The sequence below is a fragment of the Halochromatium sp. NSM3 genome (assembly GCF_059621085.1).
In genome coordinates, this window is record NZ_JCAQIA010000024.1 from 13,180 (window position 1) to 37,095 (window position 23,916).

Below are 23,916 nucleotides of genomic sequence, written 5' to 3' on the forward strand. Positions count from 1 at the left end.
CATTAACCGTCACTGACGCGTGTTGCTGCTGGCAGGTAGCGGCACGCGTACTTTGACCCTTGGCTTTGACGACGACTGTCTACGCTCGGAGAGCGATTCATCGATCGCATCGAGTCTGTTTTCAGTGGCGCGGTAACGATAAAGCCGCCACACATTGGTCGGCTCATCGCAGCCGCCGGCGCTCCAGGCTGCAGAACCATCAACCACGATGAAGCGACCATCGGGACAGCTGGACAGGCTGCGCGTCTCGACCGCTTCGAATTCGGTGATCTCTGGTGCCGAGAACTTGCCCGTCAGCAGCCAGAAGCCAGTTTGCCGCAACGCTTGCGGGTTTGGCAGCGGCGCGATCCGCCCGCGTCCATACTCCGATGGTCGGGTAATGCCTGGCCATTGACTCACCGCGAGCTGAGGCTGATAGAAGTTCAGCATGGCGGCGAACTGATAGCGATCCGCGATCACCGACTCGGGCAAGCGCGCGGCGTAGTCGGCCAGCTCCGCGAAGCCGTGGCTCTCGCGCAGTACACGCCCGGCTGCATCCGGCAAGGGGGGAAAGGTCGTGACTGCGTACAGCACATAGACACTGATGAGTATCAGGTTGCCAGCGGCTGCGGCCAGCGCAAAGGCGCTGGCCCAGCCATCAGCCCAGCGCCGCAGCAGCAGCGCGACGAAGGGCACGGCACCAATCAGATAGGGCGCCGCCCAGTTCGCCTCGACCTCGCTGCCGAGCGCGACCAGCGCGAACAAGCCCAAGGGCACCAAAGCCGCCGCTCCGAGCAGTGAGACAGCGGCAGGATCGAGCGTGCTGGTCGCGCGATCGTGCTCGTCGGGCTTGATGCCGCCCCCAAGGCGCCAGCTAGAGGACCAACCAAAGCGCCAAAAGAGACGTCGAGCAGGGCGTTCATCTGAGCGACGATCAGGGTGCTGACCAGCGCGCTCATGTGAGCGCTGACCAGAGCCTTCATTCGCGCGCTGGCAAGCGCGTCGACCAGCACGCCAAACTGCAATCCCAATCGGCACCAGCAGTAGCCCCCAGAACAGCAGCTGCTCGCCGATGAAACCGCCGAGGCTGGAGAGCCGCTCGCGCAAGTCCATCGGCTCCGACGGCTCGTGCGTATAGGCATGCGCGCCAGTGACAGTAGGCAGGGCGTCAGCTGCTAGCCTGATCGGGCCGCTATCGGTCGAAAAGCCGTGCCCAAACTGAAACCGCAGGGTCAGCCACTCATTCTGCGTGTTCCAGAGCAGGTTCGGCGAAAACACCAGCAGCGCGAGCAGCCCCCCAAAATAGGGCCAAGGTGTGCGCAGCGCGCGCGGGTCGGCGCGCACCAGCGCCCAGAGGAAGACCGGGCCGATCATGACCATGCTGTACTTGCCGAGCAGCCCGAGCCCGGTCGCGAGACCCGCCGTGAGCCAGCGCCGGCGCTGGCCTTGGAGCGCTCGCAGGGCCTCGTGCAAGGCCAGCGGCCAGCACAGCAACAGCACGCTGTCCGGCGTGGTGATGACGCCGGCGATCAGCCCAGGGATGCTAGCGACCGAGAGGATGAGCGCGAGCAGCAGCCCATTGCCCGCGCGCAGACCACTGGCACGATACAGGCGCCAAAGCACCAGCAGCGCCGCGCTGCCAAACAGCACGGCACCGAGCCGGGCGGCCAGCGTGGAGCCGGGCTCGATGACGACACCGAGCCCGAGCAGGGCGATGGCGGGAGGATGGTCGAAATAGCCCCAGGCGAGTCGGCCCGCCCAGTCGAAATAATAGGCCTCATCGCGCATGACCGGCAGCAGATCGGCGACCAGCAAACGCCAGGTCGTGATGCCGATGATCAGCGCTATGACCCAGCGACGCTCGTCGCCCGCAGCCTGCGGAGCAGACAACAAACGCTTGCTCATGCGGGTCCGGGAGCTTGCGCGCAGTTGCTCTTGCGCAACTCTTGCTCGATCAGGGTTTGCAGCCGTTGATGATCGTTCATCAGCTCGGCGGGCGGCGCCGGTGTCTGTTTCAGCATCGCCTCGGCCTGGCCCAAGCCTTGACAGCGGTCACCGCCGGACTCCTTCAGCAGCGCGTGATAGAGCAACGCCGAGGCGGTGTAGATGAAGCCGAGCGCGCTGTCTGGCACCTGCGCACGCGCCTGGTTGGCGGCCGCCAGCAGCTTCTGGTTCTCACGGTCGAGCGTCCTTTCCCGAACCGAGGCATCGAGCCGGTTGCGCCGCTCGCTCAGGGTCAATAACAAGCCGCCGTGATAGGACGCCATACTTGGCGACTCGCTCGAGCGCTGCAGCAGCAAGGCTTGGCGGTAACCGGATTCGGCCGCGTCGAGCAATTGCCGGGTTCGCCCCCTGGTCGCGGAGGCGTCAACCGGTAACTGGATGGCGAGTCGCAAACAGGCGTCGGCGCGAATGGCGTGGACCTCGGCGCAGTTATCGGAGGGCTCGCCGCAGTTGATGTCGGCGGCCACGATCGCCTCCCAGTCACTGGCCGCGACCAACGCCTGCAACTGCTCCAAATCCAGCTCGGGGCCGGAGCCGACGATGGGTTGGGTCTCGCAGCCCACGGCGAGGCCGAGGAGGGCGACCACGCAGCATGCTCGGAGCCACGTGCAAGGCAGTGTATGGCGCGAATGGCTCATCGAGCTGTCCGCTCCTCGCGCGTCTTGAACTGGGGCTCGATAGGCGTCTCGATAGGGGCGTTGAGCGGAAGGAGACGTTGCAGGATGAGAAAACCCATCCAAACCAGCAGGATCGAGGTCAGCGCATCGCTGAGGAAATGCGCGCCTGCGGCCATCCGCGCGAGCACCATCGCCAGCAGATAGAGCAGGGCCAAGCCGGTCCACACCGAGCCGACCCCAAACACCACCACCGGCACCGCGACCAGCCAGGCCGCAGCCGCGACATGGCCGGATGCGAAGGCGCCGCCGCCCTGGTCAGAGACGATGAAGGCCGGCGAGAAGGCGCGATTGCCGCTGAACTGCTCAAGCTGAATCGGGCGCGCCCGGCCCCAATGCTCCTTGAAGAGCGTATTCACGATGAGGCCCGGCACCAGCGCCAGCAGCAGCAGCAGGAAGACGAGTCGTCGGCCGGTGACGCGCTTGGTGTCTCGCGCCGATGCACGCCAGCGTCCGATCGCCCAGGCGCCGATCAGGCCGAGGCCGATGATCACCAACAGCTTGTCGATAGAGCCATACATCACCTGCTCCCAGAAGGTACCGCGCGCGGCAAAGTTGTCCTCCGGTGTCCAGAACAGGCTAGCAACGGCGAGATCGATCTGCGGAAACGCCAGCCAGAGGTCGGCCAGCGCAAAGAATAGGATCGAGACGGCAAGCAGCGGCGAGGCGCGCATGGGCAAGACGGGGTCGGCTTCAGAACAGGGTGTAGATGAACGGCGCCACCGCCGAGCCCTGCGCGAGTACGATCAGCACCCCGAGCAGTAGCATGACGACGATGATGGGCGCAAGCCAGAACTTCTTGCGCTCACGCATGAAGCCCCAGAGGTCTTTGAGCAGGTCGAGCATCGGTAGCAGTTTCTCGTCGGTCAGGTTGTGCGTCAGTAGGGTCGTTCGAAGGAATTTGGTGAAATCGGTTGGCTTGGCTCCCGGTAGCTCTTGGCTTCGGGCTGCAGCCGGCGCCGCATTGGGTCATGGCGGAACAGGCGCATCACCGCGCCGACCGGCACGAACAGCACAAAGAACACCAGGCCCAGGATCAGCGGCGTCGTGATCCGACTCATCAGCAGGCCGAAGCGCATCCAACCGCGATAGACCGGGCGCAGACTGCGCGGTGCCAGCAGCCCCCAGAGCGCCAGCACGGCAGCCAACGGCCAGGGCCAGATTGGCCAGCCAAGGCTAAGCAGCCAGGGTAGCAAGAGCCCGAACAGCAGGGCGATGATTGTTGCCGTGGTCAGCGCGAAACGGCGCAGACCGGCGCGGTCGAGTTCGGGGATTGGGTGCATGGGGTCAGTCCAGCTCGAAGGTCTGTTGCCAGCTCAGGTCCTGCTCCTGCGCGGGTTGCGCGGACTTGGCAAGCAGGCAGTTCTCGAGCACCAGATAATCCATCTCGGTCCGCATGAAGCAGCGATAGGCGTCCTCGGGCGAGCCCACAATGGGCTCACCACGGACATTGAATGAGGTGTTGACCAGCAGCGGACAGCCAGTGCGCTCGGCGAAGGCCTCGATCAGCCGGTGAAAGCGCGGGTTGGTCTCGCGGTGCACCGTCTGTAGCCGCGCCGAATAGTCGACATGGGTGATGGCTGGGATCTCGGAGCGGGCGATGTGCAGCTTATCGACCCCGAACAACTGCTGCTCCGCCGCAGTCATCCTGATGCGCTTTGACTCTGCCACCGGCGCGACGATCAGCATATAGGGGCTCGGCTGCGACTGCTCGAACCAGTCGCCAACCTGCTCGGCGAGCACTGCTGGCGCGAACGGCCGAAACGACTCGCGGTACTTGATCTTCAGGTTCATCACCGACTGCATGCGCGGATTGCGTGGGTCGCCAATGATCGAGCGCCCACCGAGCGCGCGTGGGCCGAATTCCATCCGTCCCTGGAACCAACCGATGATCTTGCCGTCATCGATCAGTTCGGCCAGCCGCAGCATTAGCGCCTCATCGTCGAGCCGTTGATAGCGGATCTCGGCGCGATCGAGAAAGGCCTGGATCTGGGAGTTCGTGAAGCGCGGCCCGAGATAGGCGCCCTGCATCCGGTCCGTCTTGGCACCGGAGCGCGGCTGATCCAGATACTCATGCCAGACCGAGAGCGCGGCCCCAAGTGCGCCGCCAGCATCGCCTGCGGCGGGCTGAATCCAGATATCCTCGAACGGCCCTTCGCGCTGTAGGCGGCCGTTGGCGACACAGTTCAGCGCCACCCCGCCAGCCAGGCAGAGCCGATCGACGCCCAGCTCGCGATGCAGGCTGCGTGCAAGCCGTAGCACCACCTCTTCGGTCACCACCTGGATCGAGCGTGCCAGGTCCATCTCGCGCTGGGTCACCGGCGACTCGGGTTTGCGCGGCGGGCCGCCGAATAGCCGCTCGAAGGCGCGGCTGGTCATAGTTAGCCCGTTCGCATAGTTGAAGTAGCGCATGCCCATGCGGAAGCTGCCGTCATCCTTGAGCGCGATCAGGTGCTCAAGGATCAGGTCGACATAGCGCGGCTCGCCATAGGGCGCCAGCCCCATTAGCTTGTACTCGCCGGAGTTGACCTTGAAGCCGGCAAAGTAGGTGAAGGCCGAGTAGAGCAGGCCGAGCGAATGCGGGAAAGGGATCTCCCACTGCGGGCTGAGGCGGTGACCTTCGCCGAGCCAGGCGCTGGTGGTCGCCCACTCGCCGACGCCATCAAGGCAGAGCACCGCAGCGCGCTCAAACGGGCTCGGGAAGAAGGCCGAGGCGGCATGGGATTGGTGGTGCTGGGTGAACAGCAGCGGCGGCAGTTGCGGGATCGGCACCGCGCCGAGCTGGGCCAGCTCCTTCTTCAGCAGGTCCTTTAGGAACAGCTTCTCCTTGAGCCAGACCGGCATCGCGGTGATGAACGAACGCAGCCCGCGCGGTGCATAGGCCAGGTAGGTCTCGAGCAGGCGCTCGAACTTGATCAGCGGCTTGTCATAGAAGACGATCTGATCGAGTTCGGCCAGCGTGATGCCGGCCTCATCGAGGCAGTAGCGGATCGCCTCGGCCGGGAAGGCGGCATCGTGCTTCATGCGCGAGAAGCGCTCCTGTTGCGCCGCCGCCAGCACCTCACCGTCGTGTACCAGAGCGGCCGCGCTGTCGTGATAAAATGCCGAGATTCCGAGGATGTTGACCGCCATGTGCGCCGCAATCGTGTCTGCCGAAGACCGTTCTGCGGCAAGGCCGCGTTAGCCGGCGGAGTATAGCGGAGTTCGGGGTCGGCTGATCTGTCGGGCTGGTTGACCCGGTTGACCTGCTCGTGCCTTCGGCTGGTCTCTTGCAGAACGCATGGCATGAGCGTTGGACGCGGAACGCAGCTCGGCTGTTTCGCAGTGAGGAATCGGCATGGTGCGACGTCTAATTCCAGGGGTGGTCTGGCTGCTGTTCGTCTTTCTGCTGCTGCAGTTGGCGGGCTTTGTGTTCTACACTTTCGTGGTCAGCCGGCCGATCAGTGGTTATGGCTACCCGGCCGGGCTCGAGCGGCCGCATCCCGAGCTTGGCTACCATTACCAGCCCAACTTCTCAGGGCACTTCAAGGGCACCGCCTATCAGCACATCCTGATCGAAACCAATGCCCAGGGTTTTCGTGACGCCGATTTCGCCCCGCAACCGGACGAGGGACTCAGGGTGGCCGTGTTGGGCGATTCGGTGGTGCTCGGTCCAGGGGTCGAGGCCAAGGAGCGCTTCACGCACTGCCTCGATGAGCCTGTGACCGCGCGGGCAACGCCTCCCGCGCGGTCACAGGGCTGGCGGGTTCTCAACCTCGGCGTGCATGCGTATAGCGTCGGGCATTACGTCACGCTTGCCGAGCTAGATTTCCTCGGCGCCGAGCCAGATGCGGTGCTGCTCGGCATCACCTTGAACGACTTCGCGCCGATGGAGAGCGTCGGTCCGGCGCGCCGCGCGCGCCGCCAGGCTGAGGGACTGCATAAGCCGGACTGGATCGCGCGCATCCAGGCACGGGTCGCGCGCACCTATGCCGCGCGCTTCCTCGATGAGATCGACACTCGCATCCGCTATGCACTGCTCAGCGCCGACGAGCGCGAGGCCTATCACACGACCTGGATGCGCTCCGTGGTCGCGGCCTGGCAGCAGGACGAGAACCGCGAGCGTTTCGCCACCCGCCTGGATCAATTCACCGACCTGATCGAACAGCGTGGTCTGCCGCTCGGCATCGTTCTCTTCCCCGAGTTGAACGCGCTACGCGATTCCGAGACCTTCGATGGTCCGCGCCAACAGGTGCGGGCGATGTTCGAGGAGCGGGGGCTGGACTACTGCGATCCCTACGAAGACTTTGCCCGGCAGCCAGACTTGGAGGCGCTGTTCCTGCTGCGCGACAGCGTGCACTTCACCCCGAAGGGGCATCAGGTGCTGTGCGAGGCGGTCGAGCGTTGTCTCGACAACGGGGCGCTGCCTGATCTCCAGGCCGCAGGTGCTGGGGGGCTATTGTGGTCTGAAGCATCGCCCGCCGAGACGCCAGTTACTGTCGGCACCAGGGTTTTTGCAGGGCGGCAATAGTTGAGAGCGATGGCCCGAGTGGCCTGATCCAGTGGTTCGGCGCCCTAGGGTCCGTCCTGAGCAATGATCAGCCTGGCTCGGCGAGTGGCTCCCTATTGATGCCGAGCGCCGCAAGATAGGCGCGCGCGCTGGCGCTGACCGAGAAGGCCTGCGCGCGTTCGCGCAACAGCGCTGGCGTCGGCGGATGCGCCAGGGTCTCGCTGATAGCCCGCGCCAGTTCCCGATGGTCGCCGACCGGTACTAGGGCCTCTGGGCAGCAGGAGCCGAGGATCTCGCGCGGGCCGGACGGGCAATCGGTACTCACCGCCGGCGTGCCGCAGGCCAGCGCCTCGACCAGCACGATCCCCAAGCCCTCCCAGCGCGAACTCAGCGCAAAGACCGCCGCTTGACGCATGTACGGGTAAGGATTGGCGACGAAGCCGGGGAGGTCGACCGCGTCCGCGACGCCGAGATCGGACGCCAGCGCTAACAGCCGTTCGCGCTGGCGTCCGCGACCGAGGATGAGTAGCCGACAGGTGCGCTCGGCCCGTACCAGCGCGAAGGCGCGGATCAGAGTGGCAAAATCCTTGCGCGTGCCGAGTTCGCCGACACCGAGGATCACCGGTGGCTCGCCGGCCGAGAACCAGGGATGCTCGATCGGCTCCTGCGCCAAGTGCTCCAGCCGCGCCGAGACGATCGGGCTATGAGCGACCTGGATGTGCGCGCGGGCGACGCCGAGCTGTTCGACCAAATCGGTGGCGACCCCGACCGAAGGCACGATGAGGCGATCGGCGAGCCGATAGAGATAGCGAATCGAGGCGCGCTGCAGCACGCGCTCACTGAGGCCGCGACTGGCGAGATTGACCGAGACCGTGGTGCCGAGACGCACGGCGAGCCGGGTGTTTGAGCCAGACAGCATTCGCGCCAGGATCGCGATGCGATTGACGCGATCCTTATCCGAGAGCAGGGCGCTCGGGCGCCCGCGCCGCAGATAGCGCACCAGCGCTGGCAGCGCGCTGTTCACATGCGAGCAGCCGAGATCGATGCAGCGCACGCCTTCCGGGACAGGTTCAAGTCGTGGTCCATGTCGACGCACCTGCAGCAGATCGACCCGCAGCCCCCAGGCAGCCCATTGCTCGATCAGGTTGACCAGGATACGGTCGACGCCGCTGTGGCCCGAGGTGGCGGCGAAGATTGCGATGCGTTCGGCCGCTAATGGTTCGCCGCGAGCCAATGCTTAGTCCGTCCCAGGATGGCCTGTCTCTGACCTGAAAGCGCTCCCCCCGACCCGGGAACGCTTAGCCCGAGCACTTCAGCATAGCGCGCGGCGCTGCGTTTGGGATCGAAGCGCGCGGCACCGGCGCGCAGTCGCTCGGCCGGTAGTGGCGCCTCGAGCACCGAACGCATCGCTTCAGCCAAGGCAACCGGGTCATCAACCGGCACCAAGGGGCCGAGGCGGCCGTCGTCGAGGATCTCGCGCGGGCCGCTTGGACAGTCGGTCGAGACGCAGGGCGTGCCGAGCGCGATGGCCTCAATCAGGGCATTACTCGAGCCCTCGAACAGCGATGAGCAAACGAACAAGTCGGCGGCGGCGACGTAGCGAAACGGGTTCGACTGATAGCCGAGCAATTCGATTCGATCCGCAATCCCGAGCTGCGTCGCCAGTGCCTGCAACCGATCATGCTGGCCACCACTGCCACAGATCATCAGGCGCGCGTCGAGTGCCGGCCGTAGCAACGCGAAGGCACGCAACAACAGGCCGAAATGTTTGGCGCGCACCAGACGGCCAACACTGACGATCACCGGCCCGGTCTTCTGCTTGAGCCAGGGATGCAATATCGGCTCACTGGCCAAGCGGGCGATGGCCTCGGCATCGACCGGATTCAGGATGGTTTCGATGCGCGGTTGGCGGTAGCGCAGTATCGATCCCCGGCTCAGCATGCGCCGCAGGGCGGCACTAACCCCGGCTGAGTTGCCGATCAGCAGATCGGCTTGACGATAGAGCGCGGCGAGCCGCCAGCCATTCCAGGTCGCCGTCCAGGGACTATTGCGCTTGAGCCGTTCCGGAACATTGGTCCCAATACGAAAAGCGGTGAAGGGACGCTCCCCGGCGAGTGTGCGCCGCAGGAGCAGTCGATGACTCTGATCTCGGTTGCTGAGGATGGCGTCTGGCCGTCGCTGGCGCAGATAATCAAGCAGCGTCGACTCGGCCAGCTTGAGTTGATCGAGATCGATGACGAAACGATTGACCTCGCCCCTGAGCGCGCTCAGGTCTGGATGCTCCGCGTTCGGCAGCAGTAGATCGATGTCAATGCCGCCATCAAGCAAGGCATCTATCAGCGTCGTCATCACGCGCCCGATACCGCCGCTCCCCTGGCGGAAGCCGATCATGGCCAGTCGCCGTCGTGGTGCGCCCGCGCTCGCATGCGTGAGTGCTCTGTTATTGGTCATGCTCGGTGCCTTCATCAGTCTTGCACCCCAGTTATAGTACAGTGTTCGATCGTGTCATCGCTGTTGTTCGCCCTCGAAGACCCTGCTCGCCATGTCCTTGCTACTGCTTTTGTGACCACTGCAATCACTCGCCCCAGGAAAGGCACGCTAGACGCCTTGCGTCTGTTCAGCCTCTACGGATTGTCTATCAGCCTGTTTATGGCGCCAGCTGGTGTTTCGGCGGGGCTGCTCCTGATCTGGGTTTGGTTCTTGGCGCTGTTGCTGAGCCGGCCCCACCAGCCTCAGCCCCAGCTGCCGCGTCATCCGCTGGTTTGGCTGATGGTCGCGTTCGCGCTCTATTGTCTGCTGCAGGCACTCTTCCCTCGCGTTGCGAGCGCCGAGTTGATGCAGCGTTGGGAGGCCGCATTCGGTTGGGCGCAGCTCGCTGTCATGGTGCCGATCGCCTATGCGCTGCGCGGTGAGGAGCGGCTCGTGCTGCGCTTGTTCTTGCTGGTGCTGATTGGGCTCTTGCTCGGCACCCTATGGCGACTGGACTGGGCATTGTTGCTTGGCGATGCCGAGGTCTTCTTCGAGTCACGCCCGGGCTTCGGCTTTCCGGCACTCGCTTATGCCCTCTATGCGGGGACGGCGCTGATCGGGCTGCTGGTGCTACGCCGGCGCTGCTGGTACCGGCGCGATGGCCGGCTGTGCTGGTGGGCCTTGCTGCTGTGGCTTGCGGCGCTGGTCATGCTGGCTGAAGGTGTGGTGCTGACCCAGGCTCGTGGTAGCTGGCTTGGGCTGATCCTGGTTGCGTTGCTCGGGGCTGGGCTGTGGCTGCGCGGGCAGTGGCGACAGCACGGGCGGATTCCGCGCCCCCCTTTGTTGGTGGCGGCAAGCGCGCTGCTGCTGCTCATCGGCTTGAACGCCAGCGAGATCGGCGAGCGCCTGAGCGAGGAGCAAACGGTCGCCGAGCAACTGCTGCGCGGTGAGGTGCCGCCCGATCAAGTCACCTCACTGACATTGCGTTGGCATGCCCAAAGCTTCGGCCTTGAGATATGGCGAGAACGGCCTTGGCTGGGCTGGGGGCCCGGCGCCAGCGCTCCGCTGATGGCCGCAAGCGTAGCCGCGCTCGCTGTGGAGACTGAAGTCGATTCTTGGACAGGGGTAGGGACCGGTACTGGTGCGGCAGAAGCTGGTGCTGGTGTGGTAGGGACTGATGGCGCTGATGAGGTGGCGGGGCTTGCGCGTGGCGGCAGGGCGAGCGTCGTGGACGTTAGGCTGGCCGTCGCTGCGAGCGGGATCTGGCATCCCGAGGATGGCGTCATCAAGCATCTGCACAACAGCTACCTGGAGCTTCTGGCCCAGCTTGGTCTGGTCGGCTTCGGACTCTGGATGCTGATCGCCCTGCTGTTGCTCTGGTCGGTCTATGACGCGGTTCGGCGTAAACGGCTGAGCCAGGATTTGGGCCTGTTCCTGATCCTTGCGCTGCTCTACCTAGCGGTTTGGAGTCTGTTCAACTTCCGCATGGTGCATCAGGACTTCCGCAGCTATTGGGCGTTGCTCGCGGGAACGGCGCTGAGCATGGCGTTGTACCAGCGTGGCAGCATTGAGGACGGTCTCGGCTCATGATGGCTTCGCGTGCGGATCAGGGGGCAGGGACCCACAACTCGCTCGATGTCTCGATCGGGGCACCCAAAAGCATTCTACTGGTGCGCCTGAGCGCGATCGGTGACATCGTCTTCGCCTCGCCGCTGATCGCAAGCGCTCGGCGCGCCCATCCACGGGCGCACATCGCCTGGCTGGTGCAGCCCGAATGTGCGCCGCTGCTAGCGCATCACCCGGACCTTGACCAGGTGATCGAGTGGCCGCTGCCGCGCTGGCGCCGGCTCTGGCGCCAACGGCGTCTCCTCGGGCTGATGGCGGAGGTCATCGCGGCGGTGAAGGCGTTGCGCGCGTGCCGCTTCGATCTGGCGATCGATCTGCAAGGGCTGCTTAAGAGCGCGCTTCCTGTGCGCTGGTCCGGAGCGCCGGAGCGCATCGGCCTGGGCGCGCGCGAAGGCGGCCAGTGGCTGATGACGCAGCGGGTCGAGCGGGGGCCAAACAGCGACTGGATCAGCTCCGAGTACCGTCACCTAGCCTCCAGTCTGGGCTGGCCGAGCGATGATTTCCGCCCACGAGTGTCTCCAGGCCGCGAGGCCGAATCGGCGGCCGAGGCGCTGATCGCCGAACATGGACTGGACGCCGGCTATGCCGTCATCTGTCCGTTTACCACGCGCCCGCAGAAGCATTGGATCGATGCGCGTTGGTCGGCGCTGGCAGCGCGGATTCACGCGCGCTTTGGGCTGCCGACGCTGATGCTAGGCGGTCCGGGGGATCGTGAGGCTGCGCAGCTGATCAGCAGCGGGCCACTGGTCAATCTGGTCGGTGCGACCAGCCTACTGAGCGCGGCGGGGCTGATCCGTAGGGCTCGCCTCGTGGTCGGCGTCGATACCGGGCTCAGCCACATGGGCATCGCCTTTGATCGGCCGACGCTGCTGCTATTCGGCTCGACCTGCCCCTATACCGAGACCGGCAGCGCAGCCGCACGCGTGCTCTATCATCCGCGCCACTGCTCGCCCTGCCGCCGCCGGCCGACCTGTGATGGCGCCTTCACCTGCATGCGCGAGATTCAGATCGACGAAGTCATGGCGACGTTGGTTGAATTGCTGGACCGGGCCGAACAGACGAACCGGGCGGATCAGGTTGGTCGGGCTGATCGGCCTGATCAGGCGAATCAAGCCGATCTCTCGGTGAATCGAACATCAGGATGAAGGTGCTGCACGTCGAGGGTGGGGCGCACCTCTATGGCGGCGCACAGCAGGTACTCTATCTGCTGGAAGGACTGGCGGCGCGCGGCATCGAGAATCATCTCGCCTGCCGCCGTGGCTGCGCGCTGGGAGTCCGTGCCGAGCCCTTCGCCGAGGTGCATGGCATGCCGATGCATGGCGATTTGGATGTGCTGATGATCGGGCGCCTGTATCGGCTGATCCGCCGCGTACAGCCGGAGCTGGTGCATCTGCACAGCCGCATCGGCGCCGACCTGATGGGCGGCCTTGCGGCGCGGCTGACTGGGGTGACGGTGCTGCACACGCGTCGGGTCGATAATCCAGAGCCGCGCTGGCTGGTGGCGCTCAAGTATCGGCTGCATGATCGGGTGATCGCGATCTCCGAAGGAATCGCGTGCGTGCTGTGTTCCGAGGGGCTGCCGGAGGCCAAGCTGCGGGTGGTGCGCAGCGCGGTCGTCGCCGAACGCTTCGCTCAGCCCTGTCGCCCGGGGCTGATCCGCGAGCGGCTCGGGTTGCCGGAGAATGCGTTGGTGCTCGGGGTGGTCGCGCAGCTGATCGCGCGCAAGGGGCATGCGGTGCTGCTGCGAGCGCTGCCAGCCTTGCTCGCCGAGCAACCACGGCTGCGAGTGGTGTTTTTCGGTCAGGGGCCACTGGCCGACGCGCTCACACAGCAGATCGACGCGGCGGGGCTCAACGGGCGCGTGCATTTGGTCGGCTTTCGCGATGATCTCGCCGAGCTGTTGCCTTGCCTGAGGCTGCTGGTGCATCCGGCGCTGATGGAGGGGCTCGGCGTGTCCTTGTTGCAGGCAGCGGCCGCTGGGGTGCCGATCGTCGCGAGCCGCGTGGGCGGTATCCCGGAGGCGATCGAGGATGGTGTCACGGGGCTGTTGGTGCCTCCCGGCGAGGCGGCGCCCTTGGCGCAGGCCATGCGCGCCTTGCTCACTGATCCCGCGCGGCGCGAGCGGTTCGGGCAGGCTGGGACCGAGCGGGTGCGCCGGGTGTTCTCTGTCGATGAGATGGTTGAGGGGAATCTGAGGGTCTATGACGAACTGCTTGCGGAGGCTCAGCGATGAGTGCCAAGCCCGGATCAGCGCCCGATACCAGGGCTGACACGGGCGCTCAGATGAGCGCTAACGCCGAGGCTCATCCTGACAGGCTGGTCTCGGCCCACTGGCCCTCGAGCCTGCAACTGATCGGCAGCAAGGGGCTGGGCGGCGCCGAGCGCTGGTTCCAACGCTTCTGCGAGGCGCTTGCCGACCGGCAGGCACCGGCGGCCATCGGTATCCGCGCCGGCGGTGAGCTGGATCGCTTGTACGGACAGGAGCTGGGTGCACGGCTAACCTGCCATCGGTTGCCGTTTCGCACCGTTTGGGACCCGGCCTCGCGGCTGGCCGTCGAACGGCTCGTGCGGCGCGTGCAGCCGCAGATCGTGCAGACCTACATGGGCCGGGCGACGCGACTGACCCGTTTGTCGCACCGCCCTGGCTTGGTCAGGCCGGTCCATCTGACACGGCTCGGTGGCTACTATGCGCTGTCTCCATACCGGCATGCGGATGCGTGGATCGGCAATACGCGCCAGCTTTGCGACTGGATGCTGCAACAGGGATTACCTGCGCAACGGGTGCATCAGATCTATAACTTCGTCGATCCGCCGCAGCCGCTCCCGGCGGCTGAGATCGAGCAGCTGCGTCGAAAACTGGGATTGAGTCCCGAGGAGCAACTGCTGCTCTGCATGGGCCGTTTCGTCACCGTCAAGGGCCAGCGTTATCTGCTCGATGCGCTTGCGCGTTTGCCAGCCGAGCTAGGTGGCCGCCGCTGGCGCCTGCTGCTGCTTGGCGATGGACCCTTGCGACAGCGCCTGCAACAACAGGCGCGCGAACTCGGCATCGATCGACGCATCCTCTGGCTGGGTTGGCAGCCGGAGCCGGCGCCCTATCTGCAGCTCGCTGACCTGGTGGTGTTTCCGTCGCTCGAGACCGAGACCCTGGGCAATGTCATCCTCGAGGCCTGGGCCTGGCGCCGGCCGCTGCTGACGGCGGCGTTTCGCGGTGCGCGCGAGATCGCCCAGCACGGCGAGGATGCCTGGTGCGTGCCCTGCGAGGACGCGCCAGCACTGGCTGAGGGTATTCGGTTGCTGCTGCGGGAGCCGGCCTTGGCCAAGGCGTTGGTGGAGCGGGGCGCCCAGCGGGTCGAGCAAGCTTTTTCGCGCACTGTGATCATGCAGCGTTACCTTGAACTCTACACCGACCTGACCAATGGCTGATCCCGTTCCAAGCCCAAGCCCAAGCCCAAGCCCAAGCCCAAGCCCAAGCCCAAGCCCAAGCCCAGGCGCGGATGAAAGCGGCGACAGCCGGCTCGTGCCACGTCTGTCGATCCTGATGTACCACCAGGTTGGGCGTTTCAAGCCGATGCGCGCGCATCGCGCCAACTATTGCGATGCCGGGCGTTTCGCGCGCCAGATGGCCTTGCTGGCCTATGGCGGCTTCCATGTGATCTCTCTCGAGCGGGCACTGGCGGGACTGTATGGTCAACAACCCTTGCCACCGCAGGCGGTGCTCTTGACCTTCGACGATGCCTACGCCGGCTTCATCGAGCACGCGCTGCCGGTGCTGATGGCGCATCGGTTTCCGGCCGTGGTCTACGCTATCAGCGATTGGGTCGGACAGCGCATGCGCTGGGCCGAGCAGGTACCAGGTCGCGCCGAGCCGGGCTTGATGAGCGCCGTCCAATTACGCGCGCTCAAGGAAGTCGGCATCAGCGTCGGCTCGCATGGGGTCTCGCATCGCAAGCTCGCTGAGCTGACGCCGGCGGAACAGGCCCGGGAGCTGAATCAGAGTCGGCTGGCGCTCGAAGACCTACTCGGGCAGCCGGTCCAAGATCTTTGCTATCCCTTTGGCCGCTTCAATCAGGACACGGTGCGCCTCGCTGCCGAGGCGGGCTATCGCAGCGCGATGACCTGTCTACGTGGTGCGGCCACTGGCTTGGATCATCCCCTAGTGCTGCCGCGCAAGGCGGTCTCATTCGGTGATAGCTGGCTTGGCTTTGTCTGGAAGCTGGCCAAGCATCGACCAAAACCGGCGCTGGAGGACTGGCGCCGCTGGAGCCGCCAGCGCGCGGTCGGTGTCCGAGGCGGTTGTTGACGATGCGTTACCTGTATTCACTCCTGCTCTCGCTTTTGCTGCCGCTGGTGCTGCTGCGTCTGCTCTGGCGCGGCTACCGCAATCCGGCCTATCTCCAGCGCTGGCCGGAGCGGCTTGGGGTTTGGCGACCGCCACCGCGTCCGGTTGACCTCTGGATTCACGCGGTCTCGGTGGGCGAGGTGCAGGCGATGCAGCCGCTGATCCGCGAACTGCTCGGGCGTGAGCCGGCGCTGGAGCTGATCGTCACCACCACCACCCCAACCGGCGCTCGGCGGCTGCGGGATCTGTTCGGCGATCGCGTGCAGCACGCCTATACGCCCTACGATCTGCCGGTGGTCATGCGCCGGTTCCTGCAGCGCGCCCAGCCGCGTCTGGTGTTGGTGGTCGAGACCGAAATTTGGCCGAATATGCTCGCGGTGTGCGCCGAGCGCGGCATCCCGGTGATCCTGGCGAATGCCCGGATGTCGCCGCGCTCGGCGCGTGGCTATGCGCGGTTTGGCGGCTTGACCGCGCGCACGCTGCGCGGCTTTGCGTGGATCGCGGCGCAGAGCCAGCCCGATGCCGAGCGCTTCATCCAGCTCGGTGCCGACGCGCGTCGGGTGCGGGTGACCGGCAGCATCAAATTCGATGTCCGGCTGCCGGCGAGCCTGCGCGATCGCGCCGAGGCGATGCGCCGTGCTTGGGGCATCAACCGTCCGGTCTGGGTGGCCGCGAGTACCCATGAGGGCGAGGAGCAGCCATTACTCACCGTGCAACGCCGGCTACGGGCGGTGTTCCCCGAGGTCTTGTTGGTCTTGGTGCCGCGCCATCCGGAGCGCTTCGATCGGGTCGCGGCCTTGGTCCGCCGCGAAGGCCAGGCGCTGGTGCGGCGCAGCCAAGGGCAAGGCTGCGATGCCACCTGCTCGGTCTATCTGGTCGATAGTATGGGCGAGCTGCCGATGTTTCTGGCCGCTGCCGACGTGGCCTTCATCGGCGGCAGTTTGGTGCCGGTCGGGGGCCATAACCTGTTGGAGGCTGCGGCGTTGGCCGTGCCGGTGGCGATTGGCCCGCATTGCTTCAATGTCGCCGAGATCACCCGCCTGTTGGTTGCGGAGGAGGGGGCGGCGCGGATCAAGGATGCCGAGGCGCTGGGCCGCTTGCTCGAAGGTTGGCTCGGCGATGCCACCGAGCGTGCTCGCATCGGCGAGCAGGGGTTTGCCTTCGTCGAGCGCAACCGGGGCGCCTTGCAGCGCCTGCTGGCGCTGCTGGATGCGGAACTCTAGGGCGCTGCCGGCTCGGCTGTAGCCTGAACTGCGCTATTTGAACAGGCGCGAGACTTCGCGGAACTGCCCGTGCTGGGAGTCGCTGAGCCATTCAAAGGCGACCGACTCGGTATTGCTGACATGGATACCGGAATGACGCATGCGCTCGAGGGCGTTATCGGCTTTCTCCGGATGCCGCGAGCAGATGCCATCGGCGGCGACGAAGACCTGATAACCCCAGCGTTGCAGGCCAGAGGCGGTCTGGATGATGCAGATATGCGCCTCCATGCCGACCAGGACCACTTGCTTGCGCTCGGGCTGCTCGGTCAGCGCGCGCTCGAAGCCGGCGGCGGTACAGCACGAGAAGCAGGTCTTTTCGGTCGGCGCGGCGGTCTCGGGTAGCTGTTCGCGTATTGCGCCGATGGTTTTGCCGAGTCCTTGCGGATACTGCTCGGTCGAGATGATCGGGATCTCGAGGGTTTTGGCCGCGCCGATGAGTCGGTTAATGTTGCTGACCGTGCGCTCGAGCACGTCCTCGGGCATGGCGGCGGCTAGGCGCTCCTGCGCATCGATGATCAGCAGCTGCGCGAACGCGGCCTGGCACAACGGCATCGGGGCCTGATGGATGCTCATGACGATCTCCTTGCGGGGGGTGAATCAGCAGCGCGTTCGGGCGCTGCTCAGTAGGTCGGCATTTCGGGGTCGACGTCGCTCGCCCAAGCGGCGACGCCGCCGCGCAGGTTGATCACGCGCCGGAAGCCTTGGAGTTCGAGAAAGAGGGCGACCTGATGCGAGCGGATGCCGTGATGGCAGATGACGACGGTGGGGCGCGTCTGATCGAGCTGGGGGGCGGTGGCCGGGATCTGGCGCATCGGTAATAGCTCGCTGCCGTCGATCCGGCAGATGGCATGCTCCCAGGGCTCGCGCACATCGAGCAGCAGCGGTCGCTGTTGGTCGAGCGTGCTGTTGCTATCGAGCAGGTCTTTCAGGGATTGGGGAGTGATTTGTTCTATCACCTGCGCCTCGCATCGGTTGGGTGGGATTCAGAACGCGAAGCGTTCCGGCAGCGGGGCATTCTCGAGCGCAGCGATGCAAGTCTCGAACAGGCTTTCGCGGCGAAAATCGTTGCCGATGCGGGTGATGCGCATCGCCTCCATCAGCGGTGGCTCGCCGACGACGATGAACAGGCGGCCGCCATCGGTGAGCCGTTGCTCGAGTGCCGCAAGGGGCTCGGCGGTGGGCACCGAGCCGGTGACCGCGATGACATCGAAGGGGCCGCCGTCGATGCGCCCGGAGAAGGCATCGGCTGTGTGCACCTCGGTGTGTGAGAGCCCCAAGGCGCTAAGGCGCGCGCGGGCACCCTCGGCCAAGGCCGGGTCGATCTCGAGGCTGAAGACATGCTCGCCGAGGTGCGCAAGGCAGGCGGTGACGTAACCCGTGCCGGTGCCGATCTCAAGCACCGTCTCGTGCGGCTGCACATCCATTGCCTGCAACAGGCGGCCGACCATCCTGGGCGCCAGCATCGCGGTGTGGTCACCGAGCGGGATCTCGATATCGGCATAGGCCAGCCCACGATACGCATCGGGAACGAAGGCCTCGCGCGGAAGCGCGCGCATCACCGCGAGCACCCGCTGATCAAGCACTTCCCAGGGACGTACTTGCTGCTCGATCATGTTGAACCGTGCGCGGTCCGTGGTCGCTTGCATCGGTTTGGATCCTCTTCTTGCGATGGTGGGCGGTCGCTCGATAACGCAGTTGACCACCAATAAAGGGTATAAATTTTGATCCGGGGAGGCAAGCGCCTTGCGGAGCACTCAGTCTCGAGCGCTAGATCAGGACCAGATTATCTCGATGGATCAGCTCTTCGTCATCGATGTAGCCGAGGATGTCGATGAAGGCCGCACTGGGCTGGCCCTGGATGCGCAGTGTGTCTTGCACGTCATAGTTGACCAGCCCGCGGGCGATCTCCTGGCCTTGCTCGTCGACGCAGGCGACCACCTCACCGCGTTTGAACTGCCCGCGCACCGCTTTGACGCCGACCGCGAGCAGGCTGCGGCCCTGTTCACGCAACGCGCGCGCGGCGCCGGCATCCAACACCAGGCGGCCGCTCACGCGTAGATGGCCGGCCAGCCATTGCTTGCGTGCCGCTTGCGGCTCTTGCACCGGGCTGAGCAGGGTGCCAATCGGCTCGCCCTGGCCGAGCCGCGCGAGACCGTCGGCGGCGCGCCCCGAGGCGATGATGGTGGTGCAGCCGGAGCGCGCAGCGAGGCGTGCGGCGCGCACCTTGGTAACCATGCCGCCGCTGCCGAGACCGCCGCCACTGCCGCCGGCCACTGCATCGAGTCGATTGTCATCGACCCGCGTCTCGGTGATCAACCGGGCCTCGGGGTGGGTGCGCGGGTCGGCCTCGAAGAGGCCATCCTGATCGGTCAGCAGCACCAGGAGTTCGGCCTCGATCAGATTCGCGACCAACGCCGCCAGGGTGTCGTTGTCGCCGAAGCGCAGCTCGTCGGTGGCGACGGTGTCGTTCTCGTTGACCACCGGCACCACGCCGAGCGCGAGCAGGGTGCGCAAGGTGCTGCGGGCGTTCAGGTAGCGCTCGCGGTTGGCGAGATCGTCGCGGGTCAGCAGGACCTGCGCGGTGTGCAATCCGTGGCGGGCGAAACAGGTCTCCCAGGCCCGGATCAGGCCCATCTGGCCGATGGCGGCGGCGGCTTGTAGCTCATGCAGCGCGCGCGGTCGTTGGCTCCAGCCCATGCGGGCCATGCCCTGGGCCACGGCTCCGGAGGAGACCAATACCAGGTCATGGCCGGCAAGCCGGCGCGCGGCGAGCTGGGCGACCCAGGGTTCGAGCACATCGATGTCGAGACCCGCGCCGTCGCGCGTCAGCAGCGCGCTGCCGATCTTCACGACCCAGCGTCGGGTCCGCAGGATGCGCTGGCGGTTGAGCATGTGGGCGCGGAGGCTTCAGTTGAATGGATGCAGGCGAGGCTAGTCGAGCGGATGCCAGCCGCTGGCGGCGTCCGGATCGGCCTCGCTCGCGTCCTGTTCCGGCTCGAGCGGGTGTTGGATCTCGGTGAGCCGCTGCATCAAAGCGCCGATCAACGCATCGGTGCCGGCGCCGGTAACGGCCGAGATCAGGAACACCGGGCCGGACCAGCCCAGGGCCGCGACCAGCGCGCGTTGTGCCTCGGCGCCCTGCTCGGTGTCCAGCACATCGCTCTTGTTCAGGACCAGCCAGCGCTCCTTGGTGGCCAGCGCCTCGCCGTGGGCGACAAGCTCGTCCTCGATGATCCGCGCCTGCTCGAGCGACGTCGGACTGCCCTCGAGCGGGGCGATGTCGATCAGATGCAGCAACAGGCGCGTGCGGGTCAGGTGCTTCAGAAAGCGCGTGCCGAGCCCCGCGCCTTCGGCGGCGCCGGCGATGAGGCCAGGGATGTCGGCAATGACGAAACTCTTCCGGGGGCCGAGCCGGACCACGCCGAGATTGGGATAGAGGGTCGTGAACGGATAATCGGCGACCCGCGGACGGGCGCTGGACACCTGCCGGATCAGGCTCGATTTGCCGGCATTGGGCAGCCCGACCAAGCCGACATCGGCGAGCAGGATCAGCTCGAGCCTCAGAAAGCGCCGTTCCCCGGGTGTACCCGGCTTCGACTGCCGGGGCGCGCGGTTGGTGCTCGACTTGTAGCGTGCGTTACCGAGGCCGTGGAAGCCGCCTTGGGCGACCAGCAGGCGCTGCTCAGCGGTGAGCACCTCGCCGATGCATTCCTCGGTCTCGGTATCGAAGACGCGGGTTCCGAGCGGAACCTGGATCGAGAGATCCTGTCCGCCACGGCCGGTGCGGTTCTGGCCCATGCCATCGCGACCACGCTCGGCGCGATGGCGGCGTGCTTGGCGAAAATCGACCAGGGTATTCAGCCCCGGATCGCCGATCAGGTAAACGCTACCGCCGTCACCGCCATCGCCGCCGTCGGGGCCGCCCTTGGGGATGAAACGCTCGCGCCTGAAGCTGACGCAACCGTTGCCGCCGTCACCGGCCTCGACCCGGATCTCCGCCTCATCGACGAATTTCACGCACTGGTTTCGATCGGATCGATGCTGACGAATTTGCGGTTGCGTGGGCCTTTGACCTCGAAGCGCACCACGCCATCCTTGAGCGCGAACAGGGTGTGATCGCGACCACAGCCGACATGCACGCCGCCGTGAAAATGGGTGCCACGCTGGCGCACGATGATGCTGCCGGCCTGCACGGTCTGACCGCCGAAGCGCTTGACGCCAAGGCGTTTCGATTCTGAATCGCGGCCGTTGCGAGAGCTGCCGCCTGCTTTTTTATGTGCCATGGTGTAATCCTCTCAGCCGTTGCTGATCGCGGTGATCTTGAGCTGCGTGAAGCATTGGCGATGACCCTGCCGCTTCATGTGGTGCTTGCGCCGCTTGAATTTGATGATGCGCACCTTGTCATGCTTGCCGTGGGCCGCGACCTCGGCGGTGACCTTGGCGCCGTCCAGATACGGCTTGCCGAGCTGGACTGAATCGCCATCGGCGAGCATCAGGACGCGCGGCATATCCAGGGTCGCGCCCTGATCGACGTCGAGCTTCTCGACGGTCACGAGATCGCCCTCGGCGACGCGGTACTGTTTACCGCCAGTTTCGATGATTGCGTACATAACGATGTCGAGATGCCTCGGAGCAGAGAAAGGGGTTGGCTGAGCGCGAGGGGCCGCGCGCTGGTGCCTTATCCGGGGCGCCGCTCGCAGGAACCAGTTCATCGCGCAAGACCCCCTAGTATGCCGGATCGCGCGGGGGGCGTCAAAGAGATGCGATCGGGTCAGCAACTCAGGCGCTGCTCGCTGCGGCCGTCGCTGGCGCCGGCTTGCCGAAGAGATAGCCTTGGAAGGCGCGGCATCCATGCTCGATCAGGAACCGGTGTTGGTCTTCGGTCTCGACGCCTTCGGCGATCACTGAGAGCCCCAGCCTCGGGGCCAATGCGAGGATGGCGCGCACGATGGCGGCATCGTTGACGTCCGTGGTCACGTCGGCGACGAAGGAGCGGTCGATCTTCAACTCGTCGAGCGGCAGGCGCTTGAGATAGGCCAGCGAGGAGTAACCGGTGCCGAAGTCGTCCAGGGCGAAGCGCAGCCCGAGCGCGCGCAGGGCGGTCATCTTGGTGATGGTTTCCTCCACATCCTGTAGCAGCAGGCTTTCGGTCAGTTCCAGCTTGAGCCGGTGCGGATCAACCGCATGCCGCAGCAAGGCGCTCTGAACCCGCTCGACAAACCGTGGGTCGAGGAATTGGCGGGCACTGATGTTGATTGCGATCGATGCGGCGGGCACCCCGTGCTGGAGTGACCAGTGGGATAACTGCGCGCAAGCCGTGTCGAGCACCCAGGCGCCGAGGTCGAGGATGAAGCCAGAGGTCTCGGCGAGGGGGATGAACACATCCGGGGTCAGCAGGCCGCGTTGCGGATGCTTCCAGCGCAGCAGCGCCTCGGCGCCGAACACGCGCCCGCGCTCATCGACCTGCGGCTGATAGTAGAGCCGCAGTTGTCCTTGCTGCAGCCCTTCATGCAACTGCGCTTCCAGACTGGTGCGCAGCTCCAAGGCGGTCTGCATCTGCGGATCGAAGAAGCGCAGCTGGTTGCGGCCGGCGTTCTTGGACTGGTACATGGCCAAGTCGGCGCGCTTCAGCAGCTCCTCGACGCTCGACTGGGCGGCATCGATCAGGGTGGCGCCGATGCTCGGGGTGCTGTGGTGGGTGTGAGCGCCAAGTTGATAGGGTTGGCTCAGGGTCTGCCACAGTTTCAGGCCGATTTGGCGCGCGTCTGCGGCGGCCTCATCGGGCTCGTGACTGAGGTCATTGAGCACGACGACGAACTCATCGCCGCCGAGCCGGGCCACCGTATCGCTGGCGCGCATGCAGGCCTGCAAGCGCTGCGCGACCTGCATCAGGAGCAGATCGCCGACATCATGCCCGAGGCTGTCATTGAGATCCTTGAAGTGGTCGAGATCGAGGAACAGCAGCGCGCCGTGACCGCCTTGGCGCTGGACATCTGTCTGAATCTGGCCGAGGCGGTCCAACAGCAGCCGGCGATTCGGCAAGCCGGTCAGGGCGTCGTAGAACGCGAGTTGCTCGATGCGATCCTCGGACGCCTTGCGCTCGGTGATGTCCTGATTGAGCACCACCGCCCCTGCGATCTGTCCATTGCCGTCGCGGATCGGCACCGCTGAGTTGAGGATGATCTTGTGCGTGCCGTCGAAGCATTCGATCTCGAGTTCTTCGTTGAGCCGGGTCTCGCCGTGGCTGATGGCGCGCGCGGCCGACCAGTCTTGCGCGACCAAGGGGTGGTGTTGGTGCGGCGCCCAGGCCTTGTAGTCGTCGAAGTGCTCGGGGCCGACGAACTTGGCTCCGCCCCAGATGCGCTGAGCGGTGGCGTTGCCATAGGTGATCTTGCCGGCGGCATCGAGAAACCAGACCCCGATGGGCAGATTCTCGACGATGGTCTTGAGCCGCTGTTCACTGACGCGCAGCGCCTCCTCGGCTTGCTTCTGCGCACTCAGGTCGGTGGCGACGACGCAGAAGGCGCCTTGCTTCTCGGCCAGAGGGAGTTCGGTGAACGAGAGATGACAGGGCAAGGCCGTGCCCCGTGCGTCCAGCAACGCCATCTCTAGGCGTTGCTGCGGACGTGGCGAACGGCTGTGCAGCCAGGCCTGATAGCGCGCTCGATCCGCCACCGCGATGTGCTCGGCGAGCGTCCGGCCGAGGAGGCACTCACGCGCGATCCCCAACATCGTCGCCAGGCGCCGATTGGCGAAGTAGATGAGCCCGTTGGCGGTCAGGGTCATGGCGCCTTCGCCCATCTCCTCGACCAAGAGCCGATAGTCGTGCTCGGCGCGTTTGAGCGTGAAGACCTGCTCGCCGCGAGTGTCGGAGACCAGTAAGGCGTCGACCTGCCCACCGCGAATGGCCTCGAGCACCGCCTCGGCCTCGGCGAGGCGCGCGCGCAGGATCTCGATCTCGGTGGTTGAATCGCTGGCGGGATCAGTCGGAGTGGCGGTCAGGTTCATGGGATCGTGATTGAGCAGCCCGGATAACGTTGCCGCGCCTCAGTCTCGGACCTGGGGCTAGACGAG

The 23,916-nt window shown here is 65.6% G+C and carries 23 protein-coding genes; 7 read left to right on the forward strand and 16 right to left on the reverse strand.

Annotated features, from left to right (window positions below):
• Positions 1-9: 9 nt before the first annotated feature.
• The 6 genes from AC54T3_RS11240 to AC54T3_RS11265 are packed head-to-tail and all read right to left on the reverse strand — an operon-like array spanning position 10 to position 5,789.
• Complete coding sequence (locus tag AC54T3_RS11240) at positions 10-1,869, reverse strand: glycosyltransferase family 39 protein (protein WP_496624765.1); 1,860 nt, start codon at positions 1,867-1,869, stop codon at positions 10-12.
• An 11-nt stretch (positions 1,870-1,880) separates the two neighbouring features.
• Complete coding sequence (locus tag AC54T3_RS11245; protein ID WP_496624767.1) at positions 1,881-2,570, reverse strand: hypothetical protein; 690 nt, start codon at positions 2,568-2,570, stop codon at positions 1,881-1,883.
• Positions 2,571-2,617: 47 nt separating this feature from the next.
• On the reverse strand, positions 2,618-3,331 hold the full coding sequence (locus AC54T3_RS11250) for a phosphatase PAP2 family protein (RefSeq protein WP_496624769.1): 714 nt from the start codon (positions 3,329-3,331) through the stop codon (positions 2,618-2,620).
• A 19-nt stretch (positions 3,332-3,350) separates the two neighbouring features.
• The gene (locus tag AC54T3_RS11255) at positions 3,351-3,503 is read right to left on the reverse strand and encodes a DUF5989 family protein (protein ID WP_496624770.1); all 153 of its coding nucleotides are present in this window, start codon (positions 3,501-3,503) and stop codon (positions 3,351-3,353) included.
• A 32-nt stretch (positions 3,504-3,535) separates the two neighbouring features.
• On the reverse strand, positions 3,536-3,940 hold the full coding sequence (locus tag AC54T3_RS11260; protein ID WP_496624772.1) for an SxtJ family membrane protein: 405 nt from the start codon (positions 3,938-3,940) through the stop codon (positions 3,536-3,538).
• A 4-nt stretch (positions 3,941-3,944) separates the two neighbouring features.
• Positions 3,945-5,789: a carbamoyltransferase family protein gene (locus tag AC54T3_RS11265; RefSeq protein ID WP_496624774.1), complete on the reverse strand. Its 1,845-nt coding sequence runs from the start codon at positions 5,787-5,789 to the stop codon at positions 3,945-3,947.
• Between the two features lie 205 nt (positions 5,790-5,994).
• On the opposite strand from AC54T3_RS11265, the gene AC54T3_RS11270 reads away from it, so the two are divergent.
• On the forward strand, positions 5,995-7,167 hold the full coding sequence (locus AC54T3_RS11270) for an SGNH/GDSL hydrolase family protein (protein ID WP_496624776.1): 1,173 nt from the start codon (positions 5,995-5,997) through the stop codon (positions 7,165-7,167).
• Between the two features lie 67 nt (positions 7,168-7,234).
• On the opposite strand, the gene AC54T3_RS11275 is transcribed toward AC54T3_RS11270, so the two are convergent.
• Together AC54T3_RS11275 and AC54T3_RS11280 are read right to left on the reverse strand one after the other, a co-directional pair.
• Complete coding sequence (locus AC54T3_RS11275) at positions 7,235-8,380, reverse strand: glycosyltransferase (RefSeq protein ID WP_496624777.1); 1,146 nt, start codon at positions 8,378-8,380, stop codon at positions 7,235-7,237.
• Positions 8,359-9,597 carry a glycosyltransferase gene (locus tag AC54T3_RS11280; protein ID WP_496624778.1) on the reverse strand — a complete coding sequence of 413 codons (1,239 nt, stop codon included), beginning with the start codon at positions 9,595-9,597 and terminating at the stop codon, positions 8,359-8,361. Before AC54T3_RS11280 ends, AC54T3_RS11275 begins: the two co-directional genes overlap by 22 nt.
• Positions 9,598-9,795: 198 nt before the next feature.
• Between AC54T3_RS11280 and AC54T3_RS11285 the strand changes: the two genes are divergently transcribed.
• The 6 genes from AC54T3_RS11285 to waaA are packed head-to-tail and all read left to right on the forward strand — an operon-like array spanning position 9,796 to position 16,803.
• Positions 9,796-11,205, forward strand: coding sequence for an O-antigen ligase family protein (locus AC54T3_RS11285; RefSeq protein ID WP_496624780.1), 1,410 nt, complete (start codon positions 9,796-9,798; stop codon positions 11,203-11,205).
• On the forward strand, positions 11,202-12,386 hold the full coding sequence (locus AC54T3_RS11290) for a glycosyltransferase family 9 protein (protein ID WP_496624782.1): 1,185 nt from the start codon (positions 11,202-11,204) through the stop codon (positions 12,384-12,386). Before AC54T3_RS11285 ends, AC54T3_RS11290 begins: the two co-directional genes overlap by 4 nt.
• Positions 12,383-13,474: a glycosyltransferase gene (locus AC54T3_RS11295; protein ID WP_496624784.1), complete on the forward strand. Its 1,092-nt coding sequence runs from the start codon at positions 12,383-12,385 to the stop codon at positions 13,472-13,474. The genes AC54T3_RS11290 and AC54T3_RS11295 overlap by 4 nt, the downstream gene beginning before the upstream one ends.
• Positions 13,471-14,664 carry a glycosyltransferase gene (locus AC54T3_RS11300; protein ID WP_496624786.1) on the forward strand — a complete coding sequence of 398 codons (1,194 nt, stop codon included), beginning with the start codon at positions 13,471-13,473 and terminating at the stop codon, positions 14,662-14,664. Before AC54T3_RS11295 ends, AC54T3_RS11300 begins: the two co-directional genes overlap by 4 nt.
• Positions 14,657-15,541, forward strand: coding sequence for a polysaccharide deacetylase family protein (locus AC54T3_RS11305; RefSeq protein WP_496624788.1), 885 nt, complete (start codon positions 14,657-14,659; stop codon positions 15,539-15,541). The genes AC54T3_RS11300 and AC54T3_RS11305 overlap by 8 nt, the downstream gene beginning before the upstream one ends.
• Positions 15,542-15,543: 2 nt before the next feature.
• Positions 15,544-16,803, forward strand: coding sequence for a lipid IV(A) 3-deoxy-D-manno-octulosonic acid transferase (waaA, locus tag AC54T3_RS11310; protein WP_496624790.1), 1,260 nt, complete (start codon positions 15,544-15,546; stop codon positions 16,801-16,803).
• A gap of 33 nt (positions 16,804-16,836) precedes the next feature.
• Here the strand turns inward: waaA and AC54T3_RS11315 are convergent, their stop codons facing one another.
• The 8 genes from AC54T3_RS11315 to AC54T3_RS11350 form a co-directional block, all read right to left on the reverse strand.
• On the reverse strand, positions 16,837-17,415 hold the full coding sequence (locus AC54T3_RS11315; RefSeq protein WP_496624792.1) for an isochorismatase family protein: 579 nt from the start codon (positions 17,413-17,415) through the stop codon (positions 16,837-16,839).
• A 47-nt stretch (positions 17,416-17,462) separates the two neighbouring features.
• Entirely contained in the window at positions 17,463-17,795 is a 333-nt protein-coding gene (locus AC54T3_RS11320; protein WP_496624825.1) for a rhodanese-like domain-containing protein, read from the reverse strand.
• A gap of 30 nt (positions 17,796-17,825) precedes the next feature.
• Positions 17,826-18,488 (reverse strand): protein-L-isoaspartate O-methyltransferase family protein, encoded by a 663-nt coding sequence (locus tag AC54T3_RS11325; RefSeq protein WP_496624794.1) that lies wholly within the window; start codon positions 18,486-18,488, stop codon positions 17,826-17,828.
• A gap of 121 nt (positions 18,489-18,609) precedes the next feature.
• The gene (gene proB / locus AC54T3_RS11330; RefSeq protein ID WP_496624796.1) at positions 18,610-19,734 is read right to left on the reverse strand and encodes a glutamate 5-kinase; all 1,125 of its coding nucleotides are present in this window, start codon (positions 19,732-19,734) and stop codon (positions 18,610-18,612) included.
• 39 nt (positions 19,735-19,773) lie between these two features.
• Entirely contained in the window at positions 19,774-20,859 is a 1,086-nt protein-coding gene (cgtA, locus tag AC54T3_RS11335) for an Obg family GTPase CgtA (RefSeq protein WP_496624797.1), read from the reverse strand.
• Entirely contained in the window at positions 20,856-21,125 is a 270-nt protein-coding gene (rpmA, locus tag AC54T3_RS11340; RefSeq protein ID WP_496624798.1) for a 50S ribosomal protein L27, read from the reverse strand. Before rpmA ends, cgtA begins: the two co-directional genes overlap by 4 nt.
• A gap of 12 nt (positions 21,126-21,137) precedes the next feature.
• Entirely contained in the window at positions 21,138-21,452 is a 315-nt protein-coding gene (rplU, locus tag AC54T3_RS11345) for a 50S ribosomal protein L21 (RefSeq protein ID WP_496624800.1), read from the reverse strand.
• Between the two features lie 169 nt (positions 21,453-21,621).
• The gene (locus tag AC54T3_RS11350; protein ID WP_496624801.1) at positions 21,622-23,850 is read right to left on the reverse strand and encodes a putative bifunctional diguanylate cyclase/phosphodiesterase; all 2,229 of its coding nucleotides are present in this window, start codon (positions 23,848-23,850) and stop codon (positions 21,622-21,624) included.
• Positions 23,851-23,916: the final 66 nt, after the last annotated feature.